General features: G+C 75.1%; 17 protein-coding genes and 1 pseudogene. 10 read left to right on the top strand and 8 right to left on the bottom strand.

Annotated features, from left to right (window positions below; all coding sequences use genetic code 11):
• A pseudogene (locus tag ACZ4M3_RS01695) lies at positions 1-243 on the top strand (hypothetical protein); the annotation flags it as partial.
• A gap of 277 nt (positions 244-520) precedes the next feature.
• On the opposite strand, the gene ACZ4M3_RS01690 reads toward ACZ4M3_RS01695, so the two are convergent.
• Genes ACZ4M3_RS01690 through ACZ4M3_RS01680 form a run of 3 tightly spaced genes read right to left on the bottom strand, consistent with a single transcriptional unit; the run spans position 521 to position 2,668 of the window.
• A complete protein-coding gene (locus ACZ4M3_RS01690) occupies positions 521-1,009 on the bottom strand; it encodes a GNAT family N-acetyltransferase (protein WP_467729176.1) in 489 nt (162 codons plus the stop codon).
• Positions 1,010-1,064: 55 nt separating this feature from the next.
• On the bottom strand, positions 1,065-1,460 hold the full coding sequence (locus tag ACZ4M3_RS01685) for a hypothetical protein (RefSeq protein WP_467729174.1): 396 nt from the start codon (positions 1,458-1,460) through the stop codon (positions 1,065-1,067).
• Positions 1,457-2,668 (bottom strand): molybdopterin-dependent oxidoreductase, encoded by a 1,212-nt coding sequence (locus tag ACZ4M3_RS01680; protein WP_467729172.1) that lies wholly within the window; start codon positions 2,666-2,668, stop codon positions 1,457-1,459. The genes ACZ4M3_RS01685 and ACZ4M3_RS01680 overlap by 4 nt, the downstream gene beginning before the upstream one ends.
• A 113-nt stretch (positions 2,669-2,781) precedes the next feature.
• Between ACZ4M3_RS01680 and ACZ4M3_RS01675 the strand changes: the two genes are divergently transcribed.
• Entirely contained in the window at positions 2,782-4,191 is a 1,410-nt protein-coding gene (locus ACZ4M3_RS01675; protein WP_467729170.1) for a glycosyltransferase 87 family protein, read from the top strand.
• On the opposite strand, the gene ACZ4M3_RS01670 is transcribed toward ACZ4M3_RS01675, so the two are convergent.
• Entirely contained in the window at positions 4,164-5,012 is an 849-nt protein-coding gene (locus ACZ4M3_RS01670; protein WP_467729169.1) for a chitosanase, read from the bottom strand. The genes ACZ4M3_RS01675 and ACZ4M3_RS01670 overlap by 28 nt on opposite strands.
• Positions 5,013-5,298: 286 nt before the next feature.
• Here ACZ4M3_RS01670 and sigK point away from each other — a divergent pair, with 286 nt between their 5' ends.
• Both sigK and ACZ4M3_RS01660 read left to right on the top strand, forming a co-directional pair.
• Complete coding sequence (gene sigK, locus ACZ4M3_RS01665; RefSeq protein ID WP_467730098.1) at positions 5,299-5,823, top strand: ECF RNA polymerase sigma factor SigK; 525 nt, start codon at positions 5,299-5,301, stop codon at positions 5,821-5,823.
• Complete coding sequence (locus ACZ4M3_RS01660) at positions 5,820-6,551, top strand: anti-sigma factor (protein WP_467729168.1); 732 nt, start codon at positions 5,820-5,822, stop codon at positions 6,549-6,551. The genes sigK and ACZ4M3_RS01660 overlap by 4 nt, the downstream gene beginning before the upstream one ends.
• A 17-nt stretch (positions 6,552-6,568) precedes the next feature.
• On the opposite strand, the gene corA is transcribed toward ACZ4M3_RS01660, so the two are convergent.
• From corA to ACZ4M3_RS01645, 3 genes are all read right to left on the bottom strand, one after another.
• Complete coding sequence (gene corA / locus ACZ4M3_RS01655; RefSeq protein WP_467729167.1) at positions 6,569-7,651, bottom strand: magnesium/cobalt transporter CorA; 1,083 nt, start codon at positions 7,649-7,651, stop codon at positions 6,569-6,571.
• A gap of 118 nt (positions 7,652-7,769) precedes the next feature.
• Positions 7,770-8,162 carry a TOBE domain-containing protein gene (locus ACZ4M3_RS01650; RefSeq protein WP_467729165.1) on the bottom strand — a complete coding sequence of 131 codons (393 nt, stop codon included), beginning with the start codon at positions 8,160-8,162 and terminating at the stop codon, positions 7,770-7,772.
• Between the two features lie 10 nt (positions 8,163-8,172).
• On the bottom strand, positions 8,173-9,105 hold the full coding sequence (locus ACZ4M3_RS01645; RefSeq protein WP_467729164.1) for a LysR family transcriptional regulator ArgP: 933 nt from the start codon (positions 9,103-9,105) through the stop codon (positions 8,173-8,175).
• 69 nt (positions 9,106-9,174) lie between these two features.
• Here ACZ4M3_RS01645 and ACZ4M3_RS01640 point away from each other — a divergent pair, with 69 nt between their 5' ends.
• From ACZ4M3_RS01640 to ACZ4M3_RS01620, 5 genes are all read left to right on the top strand, one after another.
• Positions 9,175-9,798, top strand: coding sequence for a LysE/ArgO family amino acid transporter (locus tag ACZ4M3_RS01640; RefSeq protein WP_467729162.1), 624 nt, complete (start codon positions 9,175-9,177; stop codon positions 9,796-9,798).
• A 91-nt stretch (positions 9,799-9,889) separates the two neighbouring features.
• Positions 9,890-10,948 (top strand): NUDIX hydrolase, encoded by a 1,059-nt coding sequence (locus tag ACZ4M3_RS01635; protein WP_467729160.1) that lies wholly within the window; start codon positions 9,890-9,892, stop codon positions 10,946-10,948.
• A 47-nt stretch (positions 10,949-10,995) separates the two neighbouring features.
• Positions 10,996-11,667: a DUF6445 family protein gene (locus tag ACZ4M3_RS01630; protein WP_467729158.1), complete on the top strand. Its 672-nt coding sequence runs from the start codon at positions 10,996-10,998 to the stop codon at positions 11,665-11,667.
• Between the two features lie 77 nt (positions 11,668-11,744).
• Entirely contained in the window at positions 11,745-12,143 is a 399-nt protein-coding gene (locus tag ACZ4M3_RS01625) for a DUF6153 family protein (RefSeq protein ID WP_467729156.1), read from the top strand.
• An 85-nt stretch (positions 12,144-12,228) separates the two neighbouring features.
• The gene (locus ACZ4M3_RS01620; protein ID WP_467729154.1) at positions 12,229-12,861 is read left to right on the top strand and encodes a DUF305 domain-containing protein; all 633 of its coding nucleotides are present in this window, start codon (positions 12,229-12,231) and stop codon (positions 12,859-12,861) included.
• Positions 12,862-12,888: 27 nt separating this feature from the next.
• Here ACZ4M3_RS01620 and ACZ4M3_RS01615 read toward each other — a convergent pair whose 3' ends face one another.
• Complete coding sequence (locus ACZ4M3_RS01615) at positions 12,889-13,614, bottom strand: restriction endonuclease (RefSeq protein ID WP_467729152.1); 726 nt, start codon at positions 13,612-13,614, stop codon at positions 12,889-12,891.
• Between the two features lie 450 nt (positions 13,615-14,064).
• Between ACZ4M3_RS01615 and ACZ4M3_RS01610 the strand changes: the two genes are divergently transcribed.
• Complete coding sequence (locus tag ACZ4M3_RS01610; protein ID WP_467729151.1) at positions 14,065-14,892, top strand: DUF1206 domain-containing protein; 828 nt, start codon at positions 14,065-14,067, stop codon at positions 14,890-14,892.
• Positions 14,893-15,270 lie beyond the last annotated feature (378 nt).

Here is a 15,270-nt window from a genome sequence, read left to right as displayed (position 1 = left end):
CAGCGACGGCCGGACCGGCCGCTCACGCAGCCGACCGCCACGCGACACCGCACCGGCTTCCCGCTCGTAGCTACCGGCCGGAGCTCGGTCCGGCCCGCAGCGACGACCGGATCGGCCGCTCACGGAGCCGACCGCCGCGCGGCGGCCTCCGGCTGGACGCCGTCGGAGCGCTGGTCGGCGCCGGGCCGGGTGTTCGTGGAACTCACCCGCGCCTGCCCACCGCCCCGCCCCTCCCACCCCTAGCCCCGGCCCGCAGCGACGGCCGGACCGGCCGCTCACGCAGCCGACCGCCACGCGACACCGCACCGGCTTCCCGCTCGTAGCTACCGGCCGGAGCTCGGTCCGGCCCACCGCTGCGGCCGGATCGGCCGCTCACGCAGCCGACCGCCGCGCGGCGGCCTCCGGCTGGACGCCGTCGTAGGCGGCCGGCCCGTGGCCCCCCGGGCAGGGCCCGGCCGGCTCCCGGCGGCCAGGTCACGGCACGCCCCACCCGCTCCGCGACCGCCGGGGCGGGAGCCGGTCAGGGCTGGCGGAGGCAGAGGGCGTACCGGACGGCCGGGCGGTCGTCGATGACGGTCTCCCCGGCGACGGTGAAGCCGTTGCGGGCGAGTACGGCCGTGGAGGCCGGGTTGTCGCGGGTGGCGACCGCGGTCAGCGCGCGCAGCCCGTACGCGCCGACGGCCAGTCGGCGGATCTCGCCGACCGCCGCCGTGGCCAGGCCCCGGCCGGCCGACTTCTCGCCGATCCGGTAACCGAGTTCGGCGCTCCCGTCCAGGACGTCCACGAGGTTGATCCGTCCGGCCGGCCGCCCCTCGTCGTCGAACACGAGGTGGAAGTGACAGGTACCCGCCTCCTGTTCGGCCAGCAGGGCACCGTGCCGGGCCGGGAAGTCGGCGAAGTACGCGTCGCCCCGGTCCGGCACGCTGCGCGCGAAGTAGGCCCGGTTCTCCCGCTCGAAGGCCAGCAGGGCGTCCGCGTGGTCCGCCCTCAGCCGCTCCAGTCTCACCATGGCCCCCGAGCATACGGACGGACGTACGCCCGGGCTCCGTCACGTGTCCCGTCCGTCAGCGGCGGGCGCGGGCGCGGGCCGCCGAGACCGCCGCGAGGAGCGCGGTCACCACGGCCACCGCCCCCAGGACCAGCAGCAGGTTCCGCCCGTACGGGAGCGGCAGCGCCGACGGATTGGCGGTGCCTCCCGGCCGCAGCAGCAGCGGAAGCGTGATCACCACCACCGCGCCGCCGGTCAGCAGCGCCCCGCGCAGCAGTCCGCGCGCGGGCAGCGCCGCCAGCAGCAGGCCGGCGCCCAGCACCAGCGGGGCGATCACCGCGTCGTGCAGGACGAGCGCCCCGCCGAGCCAGACGAGTACGTCGACGGGATCGGGCAGCGCCGCCACCAGCCGGGCCCCGACGGCGATCAGCAGCAGCCCGAGGGCGCCCAGGGTGTATCGGTACGTCTTCACAGCACCTCCAGCCTGGTGACCCACTTGGTCTGGAGCACGCCCGGCCGGTTGGGGGCGATGATCCGCGCCGGGTAGCCGTGGTCCGGGGAGAGCACCTGTCCGCCGAGTTCCAGGGCGAGCAGGGTCAGCGGGTCCTCGGCGTAGTCGCGGCCCATCTCCATCACCCGGTAGGCGCCGTTGGCTTCCAGCGAGGTGACCCGCAGACCGGCGCCGGGCGGTGCGCCGGCCCTGGCCAGCAGGTCCCTGATCCGGACCCCGCCCCAGTGGGCGTCCACGCTCCAGCCTTCGACGCAGGCGATGGGAAGCCGGGCGGACGTCCGCGGCAGCGCGCGGAGCTGGTCCAGCGTCAGCCGGTAGGGGGCCGGGCCGATCACCTCCAGCCGCCAGTCCTTCAGTGCCGCGGCGGTGATTCCGGCGGCCGCGGCCGTCCGGTTCACCGGCACGCCCATGGGCCCGGCGTCGGGGTGCCTGGGCGCGAGCAGGTCCAGCCGCTTGAGCGGGGTGAACGCCTGCCCGACGGTGGTGAGGGTGACGACGCCGACGGCGGCTCCGGCGCCGAGGAGCAGCGCGCGCCGGTCGGGGCCGTCGGCGGCCGGGAGTTCCCGTGTCCCGGGCGAGCGGCGACTCCAATGGGCCTTGATGTCGGGGGCTTTGATGCCGATGTGGAGCAGGATCGAGCCGATCGCGACCCAGGCCAGCGCGAAGTGCGTCTGGATGAACCCGAAGGGCCACGGGTACCACTCGACGATGTTGAGCAGTCCGGTGAACACCTCCAGGACCGCGGCCGCCACCAGCACGGCGACCGAGAGCCGTTCCAGTGCGTGCCGTACCCCCTGCACCGGCGGCCAGACGAAGAGCCTCGGGTAGACCGTCCACAACTTGACCAGCAGCAGCACGATCGCCGCGAGTCCGGTCGCGATGTGCAGGCCCTGGCTGAGCCGGTAGCCCCAGACCGGGCGGGCGGGCAGTGCGTCCGCCGCCCAGGACGGCGGGTGCTGGAGGTAGTGGCTGATCAGGCCGGTGACGAAGCAGACGGCGAAGGCGGCGCCGAGCCACCGCCCGACGGCGGTGGCGGTCCGGGCGTCGTGCAGCCGGCCGGAGAAGGAAGGCGGCCGGACCGGGAACGAGGACAGCCGGCCGTCGGACCGGGACGGCCGGCCGGCGGGGGGCGCGGGCCGCCAACGGCTGCGCGGGGCTTGGGGAGTCATGCCCCCATCAGACCGCCGCCGGGCGCCCCGCGGGGCGGTTCGACACCTTACGAAACGCGGACGTCGGGCCAGGTCACGTGCCGGGCGCGGGCTCCCGCTGGGAGGCTGGCCCGATGAACGAGCCCCGCCACCGTCCCGGCCCCTGGACCGCCCTCACCGTAGTGCTGCTCGCCGCCCTGACCGCCGTCCTCGTGCCGGCCGTCCGCGACGAGGGGTACCGGACCGACCCCGCGGGTCTCACCCGGTGGTACGCCGCCGCCTGGCTGCTGTTCGGCGCGGCCGCCTGGTCGTTGCGCCGGGTTCCGCGGCGGCGGGTGGTTCCGCTGGTGCTGGCGGGCGCGCTGGCCGTGGCGGTGGTGGGGCTGGCCGGGCCCCCGCTGACCAGTACCGACTCCTTCCGGTACGCCTGGGACGGCCGGGTCCAGGCCGCCGGGATCTCCCCGTACGACCACGCCCCGGCGGATCCGGCCCTGCGCGGACTGCGCGACGACTGGCTGTTCCCGCACGGCGGGCCGGCCTGCGCCGGACCGGACCGGGCCGCACTCGGGCCCGGGGCGTGCACCCGCATCAACCGGCCGGCCGTGCACACGATCTACCCGCCGGTCGCCGAGGGGTACTTCGCCCTGGTGCACGTCCTGTCGCCGCCCGGGGTGCGGCACAAGGCGCTGCAGGCCGGTGGCGCGCTGACGGCGCTCGGGGTGACGGGGGCGCTGCTGCTGGTGCGGCGGCGCGCGGGCGCGGATCCCCGTACCGTCGCGTACTGGGCGTGGTGCCCGGCGGTCGCGGTGGAGGCGGTGAACAACGCGCACGTGGACACGCTGGCGGTGCTGCTGTCGGTGGCCGCGCTGGGGACGGTGGTGCGCCACCGGGTGGCGGGCGGGGCGCTGTTCGGGCTGGCGGTCGCCGCGAAGCTGCTGCCGGCCGTGCTGCTGCCGGGAGCGCTGGCGGGCGTACGGCGGTGGCGGGACGCGGCGGCCGTGCTGCTGCCGACGGCCGCGGTGGTGGGGCTGGTGTACCTGCCGTACGTCCTGGTGTCCCGCTCGTCCGTCTTCGGGTACCTCGGCGGGTACGCGGAGGAGGAGGGGTACGAGGACCCGGGCGCGGGGGGCCGGTACGCACTGCTGCGGCTGGTGCTCCCGGAGTCCTGGGCGGTCCCCGCCGTGGCGCTCGGGATGGCGGCGGTGGTGGCGTACGTCTGGTGGCTCGGTGATCCGCTCCGGCCGTGGAGCGCGGCCCTGACGGTGACCGGTACCGCGTTCTTGCTGATGACCCCGGGCTACTCCTGGTACGCGCTGCTGCTGGTCGCGCTGGTGGCGCTGGACGGCCGCGCGGAGTGGCTGGGGGTGGCCGTCGCGAGCGCCGCCGCGTACGTTTCCGGGCCGGCGCTGGGCAGTTCGACGGTACAGGTGGCGTACGGGCTGGCGGCCGCGGCGGTGCTGGCGGGGTGGGCGGCCCGGGCCGGGCGGGGCATCCGGTCCGGGCCGCCGCGGGTGGCTCAGCCGATGTGGAAGGAGTCCCCGTAGACCTTCCAGTCGAGCGGGGTGTTGAGGTTCAGGTTGCCCTTCTTCAGGAAGACCCGCTGGGCGGTGTCGACGCGGCTGGTGTCGCTGTGCGCCTCCTCCTGCTTCATCGCCCAGACGCGGGCGTCGAGGAAGGCGTTCAGCCAGGTGGTCTCGTTGCCGCCCTGGGCCGGGGGCTTGGCCTTGGTCAGGGCGCGCTTGCGGATGCTGCGGAAGCTGGTGGGGTCGGTGCCGTCGCCGTGCATGACGATGGCGTCGTAGTACATGAACTGGCCGAGCGTGCCGACCCCGTCGGACTTGCCCTGCTTGACGGCGGGGTCGAAGTACACCCGGTCGCGCTCGTGGTCCTGGGCCTTCTTGAAGTCCGTGTCCTGGGCGGCCTTCGCCCAGTCCTTGGTGAAGTTCGGGTCCAGGCCCTTGTGCGAGTCGGTGCCGTCGACCTTGCGCAGCGCCGGGAGGTACTTGGCGAGCACGTTGCCGGGCTTGACCTGCGTGTAGTACTCGACGAGGTCGAGCATGTCGCCGGTGCCGGAGCAGAAGCCGATGATGCCGGCCGTGTACCCGCGGCCGTCGCCTATGTCCTCGATGTACTTGTACTGCGCCTTCCAGTCCAGCGAGGAGTTCTCGGCGCTGGAGACGATCTGCATGGCGATGTCCTTCTTCGCCGGGTCGTCGAGTCCGGTCGCTTTGGCGGCCGCGGCGGGGAGCGCGGCGGCCGGGGCCGGGGCCGCCGTGGCGTGCGCGGCGACGGGGACGGCGAGCAGGGCGGCGCCCAGGAGGGCGCCCACGGCGACGGTCTTGCTCTTGCGGTGGGGGGCGAACACAAGGCCTCCATACGGGGGTTGAGGCTTCCGATTCCGTTAGGAAACTTTCCTACCAGACAACGGGTGCGGCGAAAACCCCGTTGTCATTTCCGGAGCAATCCAATCCGCGGCGGCCCTCCGCTCCGAATGCTGGTGGAGGACCGAGCTCGCACCCCTTCCGGAGGACGACCGCCATGACCCGTTCGCGAAACGTCCGCTGCGGCCGGCGAAGGAGGCCCGCGTGCGACAGCAGCCGGTGACCTTCGGCGGGCCCCGGGAACGCTCCGGACCCGATCTCCCCGCCCTGATGGAGCTGATCGCCCGCGGCGACCAGGACGCCTTCGCCGCGTTGTACGAGGTGATCGCCGGCCCCGTGCACGGGATCGTCGTCCGGGTCCTGCGCGACCGCGCCCAGTCGGAGGAGGTGACGCAGGAGGTGCTGATCGAGGTCTGGCGCCAGGCGCCGCGCTACCGGCCCGACAAGGGCAGCGTGATGACCTGGGTGATGACGATCGCCCACCGCCGGGCGGTGGACCGGGTCCGCTCGGCGCAGGCCGCGACGGCCCGCGAGCAGGACAACGCGGCGCGCGAGCACACCCGCGCCTACGACGAGGTGAGCGAGCGGGTGGAGATCAGGCTGGAGAGCGAGCAGGTACGCCGCTGCGTGCGCGGGCTCACCGAACTCCAGCGGCAGGCCGTCCACCTCGCCTACTACGGCGGGCTCACCTACCGCGAGGTCGCCGAGACCTTGAGCACCCCGCTCCCCACGGTCAAGACACGCCTGCGCGACGGGCTGATCCGGCTGCGCGACTGCATGGGAGTCACCGTATGAGCAGCGGCACCGACCAGTTGCACGCGCTGTCCGGCGCCTACGCCCTGGACGCGCTGGACCCGGAGGAACGGGAGGCGTTCGCGCGCCACCTGCCCTCCTGCCCGCTGTGCGCGCAGGAGGTACGGGAGTTCGCCGCCACGGCGGCCCGGCTGGGTGCGGCGGTCGCCCTGGCACCGCCCCCCGGAATGCGGGCCGAGGTGATGGCCCGCATCGACTCGGTGCGCCAGCAGCCCCCGCCCCGGCGGGGCATCGTGGCCCTGCGCAGACGGGCCCTCCCGTTGGCCCTCGCGGCCTGTCTGGCCGGGGCACTGGCCCTGGGCGGCACGGCGCTGTGGCAGCGGGAGCAGGCCCGGGAGGCCGCCCGGGCGGTGCACGACCTGCGGGACCTGACCGACGTGATCGCGGCGCCCGACGCCCGTACGGTGGCCGGCCGTACGGCGTCCGGGGCGCGGGCGACCGTGGTGGTCAGCGAGGCGCGCAACCAGGCGGCGTTCCTGAGCTCCGGGCTGCCGGCCGCCCCGGCGGGCAAGACGTACCAGCTGTGGTTCGCGGACGGCGGCGGGATGCGTCCGGCCGGTCTCGTCCCGGGCGACGGCGGCACCCTGATGAGCGGCCCGGTGGGCCGGGCGACCGCGGTCGGGCTGACCCTGGAGCCGGCGGGCGGCTCGGCGCGGCCGACGTCGCAGCCACTGCTGCTGCTGAGCCTGGCCACCGCCCGGGGCCGCTGACCGGCGCCGGGGCGGGCTCAGAGCCAGCCGTTGCGCCGGAAGCCGCGGTAGATGACGTAGCAGGCGAGCGCCATGACGACGAGGACGATCGGATAGCCGTACAGCCAGTGCGTTTCCGGCATGTGGTCGAAGTTCATCCCGTAGACCCCGCAGACCATGGTCGGAACGGCGACGATCGCCGCCCAGGCCGTGATCTTGCGCATGTCCTCGTTCTGGGCGACGGTCACTTGCGCGAGGTGGGCCTGGAGGATCGAGTCGAGGAGGGAGTCGTAGGAGTTGATCTGCTCGGTGGCCCGGGAGAGGTGGTCGGCCACGTCGCGGAAGTAGGCGCGGATCTCGGGCGGGATCACCGGTATCGGCTGCGTGGCGAGCTGCTGGAGCGGCCGGGCCAGGGGGGCCACCGCCCGGCGCAGTTCGAGCAGTTCGCGCTTGAGCTGGTAGATCCGGCCGGCGTCGCCGCCGGCGCCGCTCTCGCTGAACACGGCGGTCTCGACGGCGTCCATGTCGCTCTGCACGGCGTCCGTGACGGCCACGTAGTCGTCCACCACGTGGTCGGCCATCGCGTGCAGGACCGCGGCCGGCCCCTTGGCGAGCTGCTCGGGTGCGGCTTCGAGGGCCTCGCGGACGGGGCCGAGGGTGCCCTGTCCGCCGTGCCGGATGGTGATCACGAAGTCCTCGCCGGTGAAGGCCATCAGCTCGCCGGTCTCGACGACCTCGCTGGTGGCCGTGAGCTCCTCGTGCTCGACGTAGCGGACCGTCTTGAAGACGGCGAAGAGGGTGTCGTCGTAGCGCTCCACCTTGGGCCGCTGGTGCGCGTTCACGGCGTCCTCGACCGCGAGGGGGTGCAGCCCGAACAGTTCCGCCAGTCCCGCGAGTTCCTCCTGGGACGGCTCGTGCAGGCCGATCCAGACGAAGCCGTCGCCGTTCTTGCGGACCCGGCGCAGCGCCTCCTCGGCGTTGGCGCAGCCGTCCTGGCGGACGCCGTCGCGGTAGACCACGCAGTTGACGACCGCGCTGCCGAGCGGGGAGCGGGCCGGGTGGCTGAGGTCGACGGCCCGGCGGTAGCCGCGGCGCACGGCCCGGCGCAGGCTGCTGAACATGGACAACGGGTTACTTCCCTTCGGCGGATCAGCGGCCAGTCTGCCACCGCCACGGCTCGCCCTCCCGCCGCCCCGCGCCCGCGCCCTCACCGGCGCCGTCATCCGTACCGGGGCGCGGTCAGGCCCGGTCGATGAAGACGCTGGTCGATTTGACGCGGGCGACGGCCCGGGCCCCGACCTCCAGGCCGAGCTCCTCCACCGCTTCCCGGGTCAGCAGGGACACCACGCGGTGCGGTCCGGCCTGGATCTCCACCTGCGCGTCGACGGTGCCGAGCTTCACCGCGGTGACGATGCCCGGAAAGGCGTTGCGCGCCGAGGTGTACGGGGCGTCGTCGCCGTCCGCCGCCTCCCGCGCCAGTTCCACGCAGAAGGTCGCCAGGTCGGGGCCGTCGACCATCCGCCGGAGCCCGTCGCGCCGGGTCGGGAACCGCTCGGCGTCGGCCCAGCGGCGTGCCGTGTCGACGCTCACGCCGAGCAGCCGGGCCGCCTGGCCGATCGTGTAGGAGTCCATGGCGCCCACCCTAAGGCGTCGGTTCCGCGGGCAGCAGCGCCTCCGCCGCCGCCTCGGCGATCACCGCCGCGACGACCGCCAGCGCGGGCGAGTCCAGCTTCCACTGCTGCCAGTACAGCGGTACGTCCAGGGGTCTGCGCGGCGTGAGCAGGACCAGCTCCCCCGTCCGCAGCAGGGGCTCCGCCTGCGGCTGCGGCACCATCCCCCAGCCGAGCCCCGCCGCCACCGCGTCGCGGAAGCCCTCCGAGGTCGGCACGTGGTGCCGGGCGGGAGCAGCCTCGGCCTCCGGCGCGCCGGGCCCGGCGAGCGACCGTACGAACCGGTCCTGCAGTTCGTCCCGGCGGTCGAAGACGATCGCCGGTGCCCGGCCGAGCCGATCGGCCGGCGGGCGCGACCCGGTCAGGTACCGGGCCACGAAGGCGGGGCTGGCCACCGGCAGGTACCGGGCGAGGCCCAGTGCCCGTACGGTGCAGCCCGCCACCGGATCGGGCGAGGACGTCACCGCCGCCATCACCTGGCCCTCCCGCAGCAGCGCCGTGGTGTGCGCCTCGTCCTCGCGGTGCAGCTCGAAGCAGACCGGCGGGTCCTGCGGGACCCGGGTCAGGGCCGGCAGGAACCAGGTGGCCAGCGAGTCCGCGTTGACCGCGATCGGGAGCCGCACCGGGCCCCTCCCGTCGGCCATGCCCATGCCCAGTTCGGCCCGGGCGTCGCGCTCCAGCCGGGCCAGCTGCCGCGCGAAGCGGACCACCACCTGCCCGGATTCCGTGGCCCGTACCGGTTTGGTCCGCATCAGCAGCACCCGGCCGGTGCGCTGCTCCAGGGCCTTGACGCGCTGGCTGACGGCGGAGGGCGTCACGTGCAGGGCGGCGGCGGCCGCGTCGAAGGTGCCCTCGTCGACCACCGCGAGCAGCGTCCGCACCTGTTCGAGGGGAAGTTCGTCCATCACGAGCGCTAATGCTACGTAAAAATCTTTAGCTGTACTGCATGGAAGGCGCCGCCTACGGTCGGACGCATGACTCCCGGCATCACCACAGCGGCCCTGGCGGGCTTCGGCACCGGCCTTTCCCTCATCGTCGCCATCGGCGCGCAGAACGCCTTCGTCCTGCGGCAGGGCGCGCTCCGGCACGCCGTCCTCCCGGTCGTGGCCATCTGCGCACTGTCCGACCTGGTCCTCATCGTCCTCGGCGTCGCCGGTGTCGGCGCCTTCGTCACCGCCTGGCCCGCCGCGCTCACGGTCGTCGCCCTCGCCGGAGGCGGCTTCCTGGTCTGCTACGGGGTCCTCGCGGCCCGCCGGGTGCTGCGGCCGGTCCCGGGCGCCGCCCTGAGTACCGACGGCGGTTCCGCCGGCTCCGCCCGCCGGGCCGTGCTGACCTGCCTGGCCATGACCTGGCTCAACCCGCACGTCTACCTGGACACCGTCCTGCTGCTGGGCTCCCTCGCCGCCGACCGCGGTGACCTGCGGTGGGCCTTCGGCATCGGCGCCGGCGTGGCCAGCCTGACGTGGTTCGCCACCCTGGGCTACGGTGCCCGCCTGTTGAGCGGCCTCCTGGCCCGCCCGGCGGCCTGGCGGGTCCTGGACGGGCTCGTCGCCGCCACCATGGTGACGATGGGCGGCATGCTGCTGGCCCGCGCCTGACCGCGCCGCGGCCACCGGGCGCCCACAATGGTGCGGCCCGCGCCCCGCCCACAATGGTGCGGCCCACGCCCCATCGCACCCAGGAGACCGAGTGCCCGACCGCCCCTCGCCCGGTGGCCCGCGCGCGGACCGCGCCGCCCGGCGCGCCCCGCTCGTCACCGCGACCGGCATCGTCCTGGACGCCCGCGGGCGGGTCCTCGTGCTGGCCACCGCCCACGCGAACGGCCCCGATCTGCCCGGCGGTGCGGTCACCGACACGGAGACCCCCGAGGAAGGTCTGGCCCGGTGGCTGCGGGAGGAGCTGGGCCTGGCGGCGCCGGCCGGCCGGCTGCTCGCGGTCGACTCCTGCCGGCCCGGCGCGCGCGGCCGGTCCCTCGTCACGCACCTCCATCTCGTCGGACCGCTCACTCCCGGGCAGGCCGACTCGATCACCGCCAACGGCGGGCGGACCGCCGGGGCGCACTGGCTGACGCCCGAGGAGGCCTACGAGCGGCTCCCCGCCCCCGCCGCCCGTCGGCTGCGCGCCGCACTGGCCGCCCTGTACGCCGGCTCCTTCGCGCACTTGGCGGACGCCAGCCCGCAACCCGGCTCCCCGGCCGGGCTCGACCCCGCCCGCCGGGCCGAGCTGGAACTCGCGGGCGCCTTCGACGCCGCCGGACACCGCGCCGCGCGCCCGAAGGCCGTCACCGCGGCGAGCGTGCTGTTCACCGACCGGGACGGCCGCGTCCTGCTGGTGCGCCCCGCCTACGGCAGGCCGGGCCGCTGGATCCTGCCCGGCGGCGGCGTCGAGAGCGACACGGGTGAGACCCCGCGAGCCGCCGCCGCGCGTGAGGTGCGCGAGGAGACCGGCCTGGACCGCTCCCCCGGGCGGCTGCTCGCCGTCAACTGGGCCCACAAGCAGGGACGGCCGGCCCGCATCCGGTTCCTCTACGACGGCGGCGTGCTCGGCCCGGCCGAACTCGCCGCCGTCCGGCTGCCGTCGAGCGAGCTGCTGAGCTGGCGCACCGCGGCCCGGGGCGAGCTGCGCGGTCTCGTCAAACCCCTGCTGCGCCGGCAGATCGAGGCCTGCCTGACGGCGCTGGCCGAGGGCACCGGCCCCCTGGAACTGCACGGCGGCCGCCCGTATGAAGAACCCTTGACCCAAGGTTGACCGCTTCCCTGGCGAGCCCCGCCGGTGCGGCAACTACGTTCCCATCCATGTCTCTACGACCCCCACCGCTCCCCGTGCTCCCGTACCGCAAGCCGACGCGCGGCCGCGACTACTGGATACTCGACGACGTGCTGCCGGACCCGGACGCCGTCCGGCAGCGCTGCCTGGCCAGGAACGACTGGACGGAGGGCTACCCCCACAAGCCGGAGAGCTGGCCGGGCCTGCGCACGATGCCCGCGCTGGAGCCGGCCGAACTGGCGCACGTCGAACGGCTGGTGCGCAAGGCGACCGGCGCCCCGAAGATCTGGGCGGAACAGCCTTCCGGGGGCGGCACGTTCAACCACAACTGCGTCCAGGTCGTCGGCGCGGGCGAGTGCGAGCCCCGCCCCCACACGGACTCCCGCTCCCTGTGCCGCTACGCGGCCGTGCTCTACCTCAACCCCTCGGTACCCAAGGACTACGGCACGAGCTTCTACCGCCAGCAGCTGGCGGGCGGCAGCCTCGGCGGCAACCAGGTGGCCGCCCCGCACAACAACCTGGTCGACGCCCTCGGCACCCGCTTCGTCTCCCCGGACTCCTTCGTGGAGGACGTCCGCGTCCCCCACAAGGCCAACCGCCTGCTCCTCTACTCCGCCAATCTGATCCACACGGCCACGGGTTACTGCGGCACGACCCTGGAGGAGAAGCGCATGACGGCGGTCTTCTTCTGGATGGCCTGACGCCGCGCGCGATGGCCTGACGCCGCGCGCGGTCGCGACGGCCGTGGGCGGTATCGTCGGGCGCGGGAGGTCGGAGCGTGAGCGCGAGCCGGAGCGGTCGGGCGGCGGGTGCCTGGGGGCAGCTGCTGGTCGTCGTGCTCGCGCTCGGTGTCTTCGTGATGCACACGACCGGCCACCCCGACAGCCCGTCCGCCCATCCGGCCGCGCATCCGGCCGTGCACGCGCAGGCCGGGATGGCGGCCGCCGCCGGCCCGGACCACGGCGACCGGGCGGCGCCGCACGCTCCAGGCATGGACATGGCCTCGCTGTGCGTTGCCGTGCTGAGCGCCGCCGTTCTGCTCGTGCTGCTGCGCGCTGCCCTGCGCCGGTGTAGCGACGGGCCGGCGCATCCGCGCACGGGCGCGGTGACCGGCCTGGTCCCGCGCCCGCCGCCACGGGCCCCCGACCTCGCCCTGCTGTCGATCCTGCGCATATAGGCCGAACGCCGCCGCGGGCCGGTTCCTGCTGCCCGCGGCCCCCCGTTCGTCCGTATCCGCAGCTCAGACACCACGAGGTTGCACCATGCCCAGCACCACCCTCCGCACCACCCGCCGCCGTATCTCCCTCGCCGCCACCGCGACCGCCGCCGGACTGCTCCTCACCGCCTGCGGGGGCGGCGGCAGCACGATGAGCGGTATGGAGCACAGCACGCCCAGCGCCTCCCGAGCGGCGTTCGGCGCCGCGGACGTCACCTTCGCGCAGGCGATGATCCCGCACCACCAGCAGGCCGTGGAGATGGCCGCGCTGGCGGAAGGACGGGCCCAGGACACCGGTGTCAAGACGCTCGCCGCCGCGATCCGCACGGCGCAGGACCCCGAGATCCGGACCATGAAGGCCTGGCTCGCGGCCTGGGGCAAGCCGGAATCGGGCAGCGCCGTGCCGGGGATGCACCACGGCTCCGGCGCGCACGACGGATCCGGCACCGCCGGGATGATGTCCGAGCAGGACATGAAGGACCTCGGCGCCGCCCGGGGCACGGACTTCGACAAGGCGTTCGCCCGCCTGATGATCGCGCACCACAACGGGGCGATCGAGATGGCCCGCGCCGAACAGCGGGACGGCCAGGACCCGGCCGCGAAGAAGCTGGCCGGCGAGGTGGTCGAGAACCAGTCGGCGGAGGTCGGGCAGCTCACCGCGATCCTCGCCCGCCTCTGACCACCCCCTCGCGCCCCCGTCCGGCCGCTACAGCGGCCGGACGGGGGCGGGGACGCAGTCCCAGGGAGCGGGGCCGGTGCCGGCGGACCAGGCGTGCAGGGCCGGCCGGTCGAAGCAGAGGATGCCGCACTGCTCGGCGTACTCGGCGGCCGGGGTGGTGAAGTCGCTCGTGGTCACGACCGCGGCCACGTCGGCCTCGTGCACCGCGTAGCAGGTGCCGCCGAAGCGCTGGAGGTCCTGCGATCCGACCTTGTTGGTGGCGCAGTAGCGCTTGCACTGGATGACGATGCGCCGCCCGTCGGGGGCGGTGGCGACGATGTCGGCGCCCAGGTCCCCGGCGCCGCCGACGACACTCACGTCCCGGCAGCCGTCCCGTTCGCACAACTCGGCGACCGCCCCCTCGAACGCGTCGCCGTCGAGCGCGTCGTAGTCCACCCGGGCCGTGGCCACCGGGGGCGGCGCCGGCTCCGGCGCGCTTTCCGGTGCCACGGCCTCCGCCGCGGCGCGGTCCAGCGCCCGCGCCGCCCGGCGCGCGGCCCGGCGCAGGCGCAGCCGGCGCCCCGCGCGGACGGAGCTCCACGCGGCCGGGACACAGGCCGCCGCCACCAGGACGGCCGCGACCGGGTGCGCGGCGGCCGCCCCGGCCAGGATCCGTACGGCGAACCCGGCGCCGCACACCAGCAGCGCCACGGCGGCGAACCACAGCGCGGTCGCGCGCAGGCTGAACCGGGGCCTGCGACCGGCCGGTCGCACGGGCCCGGGTATGGGCCGGGTCGGAACGGTCATCGGCGCATCGCCCCCCTGTCAGTGCAAGATCGTTGCTGGCTTCTGCCCGGGCCGGGCGCGTTGAAGCGGCCGACGCGGAGGCTGGCCGGTCCGGGCCGTCCGGCCGGTCCCGCCGGTCAAAGAAAATGCCGGGGCGGCGTTTGCGTCCCCGGATCCGGGCCATACGGCTTGATGTCGGTGGGCTGGCGCTTCGAGCGGTGTGGCAGCCCATCGGGATCGGCGCCCGCATACGGCACCCCCTCCCCCCGGGTGTCGTGTGCGGGCCACCGAACCGGCACGACCCGCTGCCGTACCCACCCGTCCGGTACGGCAGCTCGCGCTGTCCGGAGAACTCACGAACCGACCGTACGGGGAAGGTTGAGGGATGCGGCACACAGAGGTGAACGTCCGGCGCCCCGCGGGACGAGGGCCGGCCCGGTGACGTCCACGGTGGCCGGCCAAGGGGTGCGCGCCGTCTCCCGCGGCGGCACCGCACGCGAAGTCACGGCGCGCAGCGGGCTGGTGGCCCGGGGCGTGCTCTACGCCCTGACCGGACTGCTGGCCGTACGCGTCGGCCTCGGCACCGGCGGCGGGCAAGAGGCGGACCGGCAGGGCGCGTTGCAGGAACTGGCCGGGAAGCCGTTGGGGCCGTTCCTCGTCTGGGCCGTCGGCATCGGTCTGGTCGGCATGCTGCTGTGGCGGCTGTCCGAGGCGGCGTTCGGCGCCGCGGGCCCCAAGGGCGACGCGGCCACGAAGCGGCTGGCCTCGGCGGCCCGGGCCGTCTTCTACGCCGTCGCCGCCTACTCGGTCCTGTCGTTCGCGGCCGGCTCGGGCGGTGCCCGGTCCGGCGACGAGCAGTCGCGCGACGTGACGGCGAAGGCCCTCGGCTGGCCCGGCGGCCAATGGCTGGTCGGCGCGGTCGGGGCGGCCCTGGTCGTGGGCGGCGTCGTCATTGCCGTACAGGCCGTCCGGCGCACGTTCCGCAAGCACATGAACCTGGGCGGCCTCTCCCGCCAGTGGCGCCGGGCCGTCGAACTGCTCGGCGTGGCCGGCGGCGTGGCGCGGGGCACGGTCTTCGCCGCGGCGGGCGGTTTCGCGGTGCACGCCGCCGTGCGCTACGACCCTGCCCAGGCGAAGGGGGTGGACGACACCTTGCGCACGCTGACGCAGACCCCCGCCGGGCCGTGGCTGCTGGTGGTGGTGGCCGTCGGCCTGATGCTGTTCGGAGCGTTCTCGCTGGCGATGGCCCGCTGGCGCGAGGTCTGACCACGCCGACCAGCACGTCCGCGCGCACCCCGCGGGCGGCCGGGACCCGACGGACTCGACCCCCTCTGCCACGGGTCCACTGAGCCGCCGCCGTGGCGGTCTGCTTGACGGGCTCCAGCACTCTCTCCTCCGCCGGGGTGCGGCAGCAGACCGGCTCCGGCTGCCCCGCGCCTACCAGAGGGCCCCGCCGGGCGATGAGGTCGGTGTGCCCGGGCGGCCCTCGTGCGCGGACCGCCGGGGCGGCGCAACGGGAGTGACCGGCGGCGACCTTCCGTCGGGTGCCGCCGCCCGTCCCCGGCCAGGACCCGGCGCGCCGTGCGCGTGCGGGGGCCACGACTGTCCGGCGCGGGCGAGCGCATCGACGCAGCCCCGGCCCGC

This window comes from Streptomyces sp. NPDC026522, from assembly GCF_055567555.1.
The sequence above is the reverse complement of the archived record's forward strand: the minus strand, read 5'-3'. Positions and strand labels throughout refer to the sequence as shown.